This is a genomic window from Novosphingobium sp. (assembly GCF_032093395.1).
Classification (GTDB): Bacteria; Pseudomonadota; Alphaproteobacteria; order Sphingomonadales; family Sphingomonadaceae; genus Novosphingobium.
The window spans coordinates 31,768-42,531 of the sequence record NZ_DAMDBA010000040.1; the positions used below are offsets into that span (position 1 = coordinate 31,768).

Here is a 10,764-nt window from a genome sequence, read left to right on the forward strand (position 1 = left end):
AATTATGTGATGACCGAAGCGGGCGCAATGAAACTGGCGGTGAATGACGGCGAAGCGCAACGCACCATGGCCAAACAAATTCTGCCGGGCTTCATGATCTGCTAGGGAAAACCTCTCGCCACGGAGCGTTCGTGAAACGAATGAAACGCAAGATTTTCAATTGAGGTGACACGAGGTCAATCCGCCGCGTGAACTGCGACCGCGCCGTATTAAGTGCACGGGAGCTGAAGCCGAGTTGGGGGGAGCCAGTTTCGTGGCGAGACAACTCGAGGCAGAGTAGCTTACCCGAGCGAACAGGTAACCACGCCTCCCGGCGTATTCGCCACGTCCGTACTCCAACGCCCATACTTATACTCAGGCGGCATCAGACCGTGTGATTGACTATCTTTGCTCAACGCATTGTGAGAGCTCCGCCGGAGCAGCCCGTTGCGCGCGGTAGCGCGCAACGGGCTGCTCCGGGCTGGCTTGGCATCACGGCGATCTTGGGATGGCGCCGGACGATGCCTGGGACAATGCCGCGCTCAGGCGCCCCTGGCGCGCTGGTCCTCGGGATAGTCTTCCGGAGTGACGGTACTTTCCGACGGCCGGTCTTCCAGTTTCTGAGGCTTCTGGCCGCTTTCGTTCTGCTTGTGCGGATCGAACGAGTCAGGCCGCGCGTCTCCCAAGGGACCGCGAGGGGTTTCCGGATCGTTTTTGGACATAGCTGCTTCCTTCAGTCTAAAGGATTCTGCTGCGGCCGATGCGCACTTTCCGCCCAAATAACGACCCCGGATGGCAGGCGCGTTCTCGGAAGAAAATAGCCGGGTTGGTTTCGCTAGGGTCGTCAGGAAGTGACTGTGGGTCCCATGGTCTCGAGTTTTGCGATATGCTGCTTGACGATCGGCACCGCCTTGCTTGCCGCTGCCTTCAGCGGCCCCTTGTCACCGTTCGCGGCGTAAGTCTGGTGGAGGTTCAAGGCCATGGCGTGCGCGGTCTTCTGCTGCGTCACATAGGCAGTATCGAACGCCGCGCCGGTGAGCGGTTGAAGCTGCGCGATCATCTTGGCCTGCATGGGCTCGAGCATCGATGGCAGCGGCTTAAGACCCGAGGCCCTTGCTGCCGCAGTGACCTGCTTGGTGGTCATCGTATGATGCAACACCATCATCTTCGCGAACGCCTTCACCTTGGGGTCGGCCGCCTGCTTCGCGGCGAGTTGCGAAGACTGGATTTCGTAGAGATCGCTCGCCCCTGCTTTGGCCACATAAGGCGCAGCCATCACCGGCGCCGGCTCAGTCATACGCGTGCCTATCGCCGGTGAGGACATGGGAGCCGCTATCTGGGCGATTGCGCCGGTGCTGACGAGCAGGGTCGCGGCGGAACTGAGAATGAACGTTTTCATGATTGGTTTTCCTGTTGATGAAGCGGGTTCATGCAGCAATGTTGGCGGAAGGCATGGCCGAACGGACCAGCGCGGGTGTTACGACAGAGGCAAAGACCCGGCGATAAGTTGCCAGTGCCTGCCCCACGACCTGATCCATATTGTAGTACCGGTAGGTCGCGAGGCGGCCGACGAAGGTCACGTTACGCTCCGTCTTGGCCAGCGCCTCGTAGCGCTTGAACAACGCCTGGTTCTCGGGCCGCGGAATCGGGTAGTACGGATCACCCTCGGCGCTGGGAAATTCGTAAGTGATGCTGGAGCGTGAGGCGTTTTGCCCGGTCAAGTGCTTGTATTCGGTCACCCGCGTGTAAGGGACGTCTTCGGACGGATAGTTGATGACCGCAACTGGCTGTACTTGTGGCACATCGCGCGTTTCGTGCACGAATTGCAGTGAACGATACGGCAGTTTCCCGTATCGGTGTCCAAAGTACTCGTCGATCGGGCCCGTGAAAACCAAGTGATCGTGCCGATAGGCTTTTTCGGCATCCGCGAAATCGACGCCAAGCAGAAGGTCGATGTTTGGATGATCGAGCATTTTCTCAAACATCGCTGTGTATCCGGCCGCCGGCATCGCCTGGAAGGTATCGGTGAAATAGCGGTCGTCAGTGTTGGTGCGGGTAGGAATCCGCGCCGTGACGGACTTGTCCAGCTCGGACGGATCCATTCCCCACTGCTTGCGGGTATAGCCCTGGAAAAACGTCGCGTAGAGTTCGGGGCCAACCGCCGAGATCACGACATCGGCCGAAGTGCGTACGATGGCGACGGGCTCGGCACGCGCAGCAAGGAAAGCCGCAGCTTCGGCGTCGTTGGTCAGGTTGCAACCATAGAGCGCGTTCAACGTGGTACGATTGATCGGCATAGGCACGAGCATTCCGTCAACATCGGCCAGAACGCGATGCTCATAAGGGTGCCACTGCGTAAAGCGTGAAAGGTACGCGACGATATCGTCCGAATTTGTGTGGAAGATATGCGGACCGTATTTGTGGATCAGGATGCCCGCCGCATCGTAGCAGTCAAAGGCATTGCCACCGATGTGAGGGCGGCGATCTACCACAAGCACGCGTTTTCCCGCGTCCGCGGCAAGCCGCTCGGCCATGACGGCGCCGGCAAACCCCGCGCCTACGATCATCACGTCGTAAGCCTTGTCGCCGCTTTCGCGCATCGTCGTCGGCGACACGATCGCCTGCATAGCGCCGGCATCGGCCATGATCTGGTCGATCAGGGCGGCCATCTGCTGCTGGGTCTTGTCCCACGACGTGCCGTCCAGCAAGTCGGCGACCTCGGCATCGCGTGCGCCATTTTCAGAAGGCCGGGCCAGTATCTCATCGCACGCGGCGATGAACGCGCCGGCATCCTGCGCAATCTTGACTGCCGAGAGCGCGCCATAATGGCGCACCACGTCGACGATTGGGGTGGATACCACGCACCTTCCGGCTGCCAGATATTCGGGCGTCTTGGTCGGGCTGATGAACCGGGTTGCCTCGTTGATGGCAAACGGCATCAACGCGACGTCCCACCCAGAAAGGTACGCAGGCAGCTCGGCATAGGCCTTCGGCCCTAGATAATAGATGTTCGGCTTGCGCGGTAGGTCGAACTCGCTGATCTTCACGACAGGACCGATCATGATGATCGAGCAATCGGGTCGGGCATCGGCCAGGGCTTCGACCAGTTCCAGATCCATCCGTTCGTCAATGACGCCGAAGAACCCCAGCCGCTTGCCAGGCAGGGCGGCCTGATCTGCTGGCTCGGCAATTTCCGCCTGCAGAGCCTGGCCGAAGTGCGCTGTATCTACGGCCGAGGGGAACGCGTGCGTCGCCGGATGGCGATCCCGCTTGGCGGCGTAGAGACTGTATCCTCCCGTGAAGACGAGATCGGCAAACGCGATCAGGCGATCTTCGAGCGGGAGGAGTTCGAGTGGTGCGCCTTTGAAATTCGCCAGTTCATCCATGCAATCGTACACGACGCAATCCGCGACGAGGTGCTGCGAGAACGGCAGCATCATCGGCGTGTAGTACCAGAGGCAGCAAGGCGCGGGGTAATTGGCAAGCAAACCGTCGAGAAGCAGACGGAGCGCGTCGGCCTGTTCGCGTGGCGATAGTCCGCCCGGGATCATGGGGGTAACGACAAGCACGTTAGAGTCCGCGGCTTTGCGCGCATCCAGCTGGGCCGCCTGTTCCTGGCCGCACGGCAGCGGTTCTTCCCAATAGATCAAAGGGTGATCCGAGGCGAAACGGCTCATCAGATGCTGCGGCCGTTGATACACGAAGTCCCACCGCAAATGACTGAAGCAGACAAATGGAGCTGCAGTCTGCACGCGAATTTCTTCGAGCCTGGTAGCGGTTCCGCTCCGACGCATCCGTCTTTCCTTATCGTTGATCAAGTATGGAACGATACCGAAGAGATATTCGTTCCATCGGAGAAAATACTTCTGCATTAACTCACATCAATTTTACAACCCATCTTGGTAGTATAAGGTGCCGAAACACGACCATAAATCGGCACTAAAAATAATCATGAGCAAAGCTACTTTGCGATGGGCGGATCACGTTCCGCCCGTAGAGCTTTGGGCTGGACCCGAGTGCACGCTAAATCGCGTACATTCGCGTTTCCGCGACCAGTTCGAAGAGACTGGTCATACGCGCAGAACCGAAGATCTCGATTTGCTCTCGCAACTCGGGTGTACCAAGGCACGCTACCCTATCTCATGGGAAAGAACCGCTCCTCATGACCCGTCGCAACGCGATTGGAGCTGGACCGACGATCGCCTGGCGCGCCTGCGGCAACTCGACATCGGGGTTATCGCCGGTCTCGTTCACCATGGGAGCGGGCCCGCATACACGAACCTGCTCGACCCCGGATTTGCTACCGCCCTTGCCATGCACGCTGGCGCTGCCGCGCAACGGTATCCTTGGATCGGCGATTGGACGCCCGTCAACGAGCCGCTCACTACCGCCCGTTTCTCCACCCTGTACGGCCACTGGTATCCACACAGTCGAGACGAGTCGGCATTCTGGCTGGCGCTGTTGAACCAGATCGACGCCACGCGCCTGGCCATGCGTGCGATCCGCATCCACATACCGGGTGCGCGCCTCATCCAGACTGAAGATCTCGGCCGCACATACGCCACGGCTGGGCTTTGCGATCAGGCCGCGTTCGACAACTCGCGGCGCTGGATGAGCTTCGACCTGCTCTGCGGGATGGTGGTCTCCGGCCATGACTTATGGCGGCGCCTCAGCCGCATGGGGTTTGGCGACCGGCTGCGGGCAATTGCCGACGATCCTTGCCCTCCCGACATCATCGGCATCAATCACTACCTTACTAGCGATCGCTTCCTCGACCACAGGATAAGGCGATATCCGCGGCTCGCAGCGGGCGGAAACGATCAACGCCCTTTCGTGGACACCGAGGCGATCCGCGCGCTGACCCCGCCTCCGCAGGGCCTGACTGGCATCTTGCGCGAGGCATGGGAGCGCTATGCACGACCTCTGGCCGTGACCGAGATCCACAATGGGTGCACGCGCGAGGAACAGATGCGCTGGGTGGCTGCCGCCTGGGACGATGTCACACGTGCACGTGACACGGGCATCGACGTACGCGCAGTCACCAGCTGGGCGCTTTTCGGTAGTTCCGGATGGGACACGCTGTTGACCGGTGTGGGCCGCTATGAAGCTGGGACTTTCGATGTGAGCGGTGGCACGGCCCGTCCAACGGCAATGGTGGCGTTGCTGCGCTCGCTAGCCACGGGACACAGGCTGCGCCACCCTGTGCTAGGGGGCTCTGGCTGGTGGCAACGTGAGATACGGCTGCACCATCCAGAAGTGGTCCGTGCGGCGCCTTTGATTGAGCAGCAGCGCGCGGTGATCCAGCCCCCGCCGCCGACGCGACCACTCTTGATCACAGGCGGTTCGGGCACGCTGGGGCGCGCTCTGGCAGCTGCATGCCGACACCGGAACATCGATCATGTGCTCACACAAAGGCACGAACTGGACCTCGCCGACGCATCCAGCATCGCCGGAGCGCTTGACCGGCATTACCCTTGGGCCGTCATCAACGCAGCCGGTTGGGTAAGGGTCGACGAGGCCGAACTCCAGCAGGCCGCATGCTTCGAAGCAAACGCCGCTGGTGCCGAGCGCCTAGCAGCTGCATGCACTCGGCGCGGGATCGCGACCGCGAGCTTTTCCAGCGACTTAGTGTTCGACGGCTTGTGCGACCGACCCTATGATGAAGGCCGAGCGCCTTCGCCAATCAACGTCTACGGGCGTAGTAAAGCAGAGGCTGAGCGGGCCGTTGGGTGCCTTCCCGGCCGACATCTGGTCGTTCGCACCGCCGCATTCTTCTCGCCGTTCGACAAGCACAACTTCGCGGTTCAGGCCTGCAACACCCTGGCGCGGGGGGTCCCTTTCATCGCCGCCGACGACGAGACGATCACGCCGACTTACGTGCCGGACTTGTGCAACGCGGTGCTAGACCTCGTCATCGATGGGGAAACGGGACTGTGGCACCTCACCAATGAAGATGCTTGCACATGGGCAAGTTTTGCCATGCGTTTGGCTAAGGCATCCGGGCTGGACGAAAGCCTCGTCGATCACCAGGCAGGCGCGACATTGGGCTTATTGGCAACTCGCCCGGCGTATGTTCCGCTGATCAGTCGTCGCGGAAAATTGCTACCGCCACTCGATCACGCGATCCGACGCTTTGCCGAGGAATTCACGGGGCAAGATGCCCAAATTGGTCCTGCCATGCAGCGATTTTGATGCTACCTGAAAGTTTCGTGACATTAATTCAGCGGCTCCCGGTCGCATCGTCAAAATGCATCAATAGCGATCAACTTACGGGATCATTCTTCGTTTCGGACCACAACATCGAGATCGTTGTAGTTTCCTAGCCTCCGTCGTCGATTTTCAAAGGCCTGCGCCTTGGTGTCACGGGCGGCGCGGCTAGCCGGCCCTATTGGCATCTATCGATCCGCCTGAGCTGCTCTTGAAAACTTCCAACCGGCATCGGGTGCATTAATCTGGCACCCGCGACAGGGGCGACTGGCCTATCGTGCTCATTGCCTACCTCAAGATAGCTGCAGTTGAATTGACCGACCGCCTCAAGGCGGGTCCGTTCGGAAATCTCGACCAAGAACGACCGAAACGTGCAAAGACCCATTTCCCGCAGTCTTCGCATGACCCGGTTAACGTGCACCGGGGTCAGGCCGCAAATCTCCGCAAGATCGGCTTGCGTAAGCGCCAACTGAAATTTGCGCCCATCACTGCGTCCGCTTGCGGCGAGGCGGTAGTTCATTTCGCTGAGAAAATGGGCAATCCGGGCGACGGCGTCGAGCCTGCCCAACCTGAATAACCATGCCCGACAAACGGCAGCGTCTGCCGCAGCCAACGTCCAAAGGTCGCGAAGCCTATCGGGTTGCTGTCTGGTGATATGGTCGAGGCGGCAGTTCGGTATGAGAGCAACCCGGCAGCGAGTGATTGCGACGGTCTCCTGATGGCGGGCCGGCCCGGCGTAAAAGTGAATGAAATCGCCAGGCACATGGACGCTCACGACCTGACGTTTGCCGTCGCGATAATTCAGTGCGCGCGATAGCATCCCTTCCTGCAGAATTACACTGTATTGCGTACTACACTCCCGCTGATCAACCGACCGCCGGCCCTCAATGACTCTGTGCCCGGCCACCAATTCTTCCAGCCAGCGCCCTGCGCGGCGCGTCGGAGTTTGCGGGCCAAATCGTTGCGCCGGTGTCATTTCATACGCCTTCAGCACCGGCGATCCTCCAAGACGAACGCTATCTCAGGCATTGGTCCGACCATAGTTTGGTCGCCGAGACATTCGCGTTCTAGGGCAGCCAGAGCGGCACTGGACAAAGCAGGCTTGGGAACCACGGCGTGACGCGCAAAAAGTGCATTCAGCGCATCTGACAAGGTGCCGCCCGAATGCACAACAAACGGAACTGCGCGCTCGATAAGAGCAACGGCAAGCGGCGTCACTTCGCCGTCCGGGAACTGCGCGTCCAGAATGGCTGCGGAAACAGTTGCGGTTGCAACAACACGCAGGCCTTCTGAAACGGTAGCGACGACGATCGGAAACCTATGGAGGTCTTCGACAGCCGCAGCGAGGTCGTGACCAATCAGGCCGCCATCTTCCACGATCAGAACAGTTAAACCGGTGAGCATACGCTTCTCCCGTTGGGCAGGAGCACGACAACTCTCAGGCGCCCCAGGCCAAAACACGGGAAAGCGCTGGAGATGCTATACGCCGTCTCTGCCTGACTTACCAGCAACTCCCAACGACTGGGCTCGCCGAAGGCTCGGCCCAACCATTATTTGCCTCAAGTATAGGGTCGGAGCGCGCTGCGCAGCGCCACCGCGATAGGTCGCTTCCGGCCACAACTATGTGCAGTGGCTTTATCGGGTTCACAGCGACCGTAGCGCCGCGGGACTGCCCGCGCGTGCTTCCGAATCAATAAGGTGGGAACCAGACCTTGCTGATGAACCTTTGACGAGGGGGTTAGGTCGCCCCTCGCAATGGACGGGGACAGCGGATGGTTTCAATGTCGGATATTCCCAACGCGCCGGCCACGCCATTGCGGCGGCCGCTGCCCGTTCGCGAAGGTGTCAAGATCGCCTTGGTCCTAGGTGGCGGCAATGCTTTAGGAGCGTATCACGCAGGCTTGTACCAGGCATTACATGAAGCAGGAATTGAGCCCGACTGGGTTCTTGGGACATCCATCGGCGCTGTCGTGGGCGCTGTCATTGCTGGTAACTCGCCTGGAGAACGGCTCGAGAAACTGAGGGACTTGTGGCGGCCCGAGGATGAGCGGCCTGCCCCCCTGCCCTGGGATTTCCTACCCGACACGTGGCGCCGTTCGGCTGCTGCAGTAGGGACGTTGTTGACGGGTCGCCGGGGCATGTTCGGTCCCTTCGGCTCCTCCGCTGCTTGGTGGCGTCACGATCCGGCTGCAGGCTCCCACGCAATCTACGATACCCATGTCCTCACGCAGACGCTTGGCGAGCTCGTGAACTTCGAACTGCTGAATGAAGGCAAGGTCCGCTACACGGCGGCTGCAGTGTATGCGCAGACGGGCGAGGAAGTCTGGATCGATACGGCAACCCAGCGCGTGCTTCCCGACCATGTGAGAGCGAGCGCTTCGCTGCTATCGGCATTCCCGGGAATCGAAGTTGACGGGCGCCTGTTGGTTGACGGTGGTTTGTCGGTTAATGTTCCCCTGGATCCAGTCCTGAGCTCGCCCGGCGCCTCTCCGGTTCTCTGCATTGCGGCTGATCTGCTCCCTCTTTCGTCGGGTCGGCCAAAGACGCTGGGTGAAGTCGTCGGCCGAACCCAGGACCTCATATTCGCCGCGCAGACGCGGCGGACGATAGCCGGATGGAAACGATCGTTCGACGCGGCCGGTGACGCCGCGTCTTCGGTCACGCTCGTGAACCTGGCATATTCGGACCAAAACCGGGAAATCGCCGGTAAAGCGATGGATTTTTCGCCTCGGTCGGCAGGAGAGCGATGGCAGTCAGGTCATCGCGACGGGGCACTTTTGATCCGGCGTCTGGCGAACGGCGATATTGAGGTTGGGAAGCCAGGCTTGAGGATCGATTCCCAGGAAAGCAGTTCGTTCATTGGATGAGCTGCATGCCTGTGCTCCGCGGCGATTGTGCTCGCGGGAACCATGGCGGACCTACGGGGGCTGGCCGTGGTCGAGATGGCGCCGCAGATAGCGGCCTCGATCACTGCAGTGGCGCCGCCTTACGTTGGAAAATCATGACTGCCCCAGATCGCAATTGACTGACCCTGTCCCAGTTCTGCCACCGGAGACTTCCTCCAAATGCTTCAGGCAGCAAATGGCGGCACGCTCGAGGACGCGCGGCAGTCCGTACTCGACGCCCTGGGTGGGATTCCGATCGGCCGAGGAGCGCAGCCCGATGAGGTGGCCGACCTCATCGTCTACCTTGCCGCCGATCGTGCTGCCGCGATCCATGGCGCAGAGTTCGTCATCGACGGTGGGACCATCCGGAACGTCTGAGGGCGCCGATCGGCGCTCGTCCGCAAGGAAACCGCTCGATAAACCCTGACCGGCACTTTCTGACAGGAGCTGCCGGTCAGCCTGTCTCACGGGAACAGCAGCTTTCACCCAGAGCACGAACCCGCTCCGCGGGAGAGTCGCTTGGGGTGACGTAGCGTAGTATTGTTCAGGCTTTGCGGGCGGCGATGTCGCCTTGCGACCGTGGAGTTCCTTCAACGGAGAGGAACTTACCATGAATACTATCACGACCGCTGCCCCGACCCATTCGTTGCGTGAGCGGATGCTGCAGGACATGACGATGCGTGGCTTCGGGGCGCACACGCAGAATGACTATATCCGACATGTCCGGAACTTCGCCGCGTTTCTCGGCCGCCCCCCGGACACGGCTACGGTGGAAGACCTCCGGCGTTATCAGGTCGACCAGCACGAGCGCGCCGAGGGGCCGGCCACGATCAATGGGGCCGTGTCGCACTGCGGTTCCTCTTCGGGATAACCCTCAGGCGGCCGGAGATGGCGCTAGGGCTGGTCGTCGTTCGCTTCACACCCAAGCTGCGGGTGGTTTTGAGCGTCGAGGAGACAGCGCGGCTGCTCGAGGCGGCGCCAGGCATAAAGTACAAGGCAGCCCTCAGCGTTGCCTATGGCGCGGGCCTGCGGGTCTCAGAGGTCGCTCACCTCAAGATCGATGACATCGACAGCACCCGGATGTTGATCCGCGTCGAGCAGGGCAAGGGACGCAAGGATCGTAACGCCATGCTCTCAACGCACCTGCTGGACTTGCTTCGACAGTGGTGGCGCGAAGGCAAGCGGCGCGGGGTGATGTTGCCGCATGGTTGGCTATTCCCTGGCCGTAGCGGCACGGATCCAGTCTCGGCTCGCCAGTTGCACCGGGTCGTGCAGGAATCGGCCGAGCGCGCAGAGATCCACAAGCGGGTAAGCCCGCACACATTGCGCCACTCGTTCGCTACTCACCTGCTCGAGCAGGGTGTCGATATCCGCGTAATCCAGGTCTTGCTCGGACACGTGAACATCAACACGACTGGGATCTATACCCGGGTCTCCAGCAAGACCATGCGGGCGGTGGCCAGCCCGCTCGACCAGATCGTTGCCGTGATGGAAGGCAGGGCACCACCCGGTTGAACCGTGCGCACCTCGCTCGAGGTCGCCGATATCTTCCGCAGCGCCGGGCCCGCCTATCGTGCCGCCCATGCCGGGCATCTCAGCCTTGGCCAGCTCAAGGTCATGACGGCGATCGAGAACTGCCGCACCGCCGCGCTGGGCGGTCACATCGAGGCCTGCGACGACTGCGGGCACTGGC

General features: G+C 60.9%; 9 protein-coding genes and 1 pseudogene. 5 read left to right on the top strand and 5 right to left on the bottom strand.

Annotated features, from left to right (window positions below):
• Positions 1 to 521: 521 nt before the first annotated feature.
• The 3 genes from RT424_RS14150 to glf form a co-directional block, all read right to left on the bottom strand.
• Positions 522 to 701, bottom strand: coding sequence for a hypothetical protein (locus RT424_RS14150; protein ID WP_313439396.1), 180 nt, complete (start codon positions 699 to 701; stop codon positions 522 to 524).
• Positions 702 to 823: 122 nt separating this feature from the next.
• Positions 824 to 1,378, bottom strand: coding sequence for a DUF4142 domain-containing protein (locus RT424_RS14155; RefSeq protein WP_313439399.1), 555 nt, complete (start codon positions 1,376 to 1,378; stop codon positions 824 to 826).
• A gap of 28 nt (positions 1,379 to 1,406) precedes the next feature.
• Complete coding sequence (gene glf / locus RT424_RS14160; protein ID WP_313439401.1) at positions 1,407 to 3,851, bottom strand: UDP-galactopyranose mutase; 2,445 nt, start codon at positions 3,849 to 3,851, stop codon at positions 1,407 to 1,409.
• Between the two features lie 40 nt (positions 3,852 to 3,891).
• On the opposite strand from glf, the gene RT424_RS14165 reads away from it, so the two are divergent.
• The gene (locus tag RT424_RS14165) at positions 3,892 to 6,171 is read left to right on the top strand and encodes a family 1 glycosylhydrolase (RefSeq protein ID WP_313439404.1); all 2,280 of its coding nucleotides are present in this window, start codon (positions 3,892 to 3,894) and stop codon (positions 6,169 to 6,171) included.
• A 193-nt stretch (positions 6,172 to 6,364) separates the two neighbouring features.
• Here the strand turns inward: RT424_RS14165 and RT424_RS14170 are convergent, their stop codons facing one another.
• Positions 6,365 to 7,162, bottom strand: coding sequence for a Crp/Fnr family transcriptional regulator (locus tag RT424_RS14170; RefSeq protein WP_313439412.1), 798 nt, complete (start codon positions 7,160 to 7,162; stop codon positions 6,365 to 6,367).
• 11 nt (positions 7,163 to 7,173) lie between these two features.
• Positions 7,174 to 7,590, bottom strand: a complete 417-nt coding sequence (locus tag RT424_RS14175) for a hypothetical protein (RefSeq protein WP_313439406.1) — start codon at positions 7,588 to 7,590, stop codon at positions 7,174 to 7,176.
• A gap of 377 nt (positions 7,591 to 7,967) precedes the next feature.
• Between RT424_RS14175 and RT424_RS14180 the strand changes: the two genes are divergently transcribed.
• From RT424_RS14180 to RT424_RS14195, 4 genes and pseudogenes are all read left to right on the top strand, one after another.
• Positions 7,968 to 9,053: a patatin-like phospholipase family protein gene (locus RT424_RS14180; protein WP_313439409.1), complete on the top strand. Its 1,086-nt coding sequence runs from the start codon at positions 7,968 to 7,970 to the stop codon at positions 9,051 to 9,053.
• A gap of 198 nt (positions 9,054 to 9,251) precedes the next feature.
• Entirely contained in the window at positions 9,252 to 9,449 is a 198-nt protein-coding gene (locus tag RT424_RS14185; protein WP_409521500.1) for an SDR family oxidoreductase, read from the top strand.
• Between the two features lie 232 nt (positions 9,450 to 9,681).
• Positions 9,682 to 10,586: pseudogene (locus RT424_RS14190) on the top strand (tyrosine-type recombinase/integrase).
• A 3-nt stretch (positions 10,587 to 10,589) separates the two neighbouring features.
• A partial coding sequence (locus RT424_RS14195) for a transposase zinc-binding domain-containing protein (protein ID WP_313439415.1) occupies positions 10,590 to 10,764 on the top strand: 175 nt, incomplete at its 3' end.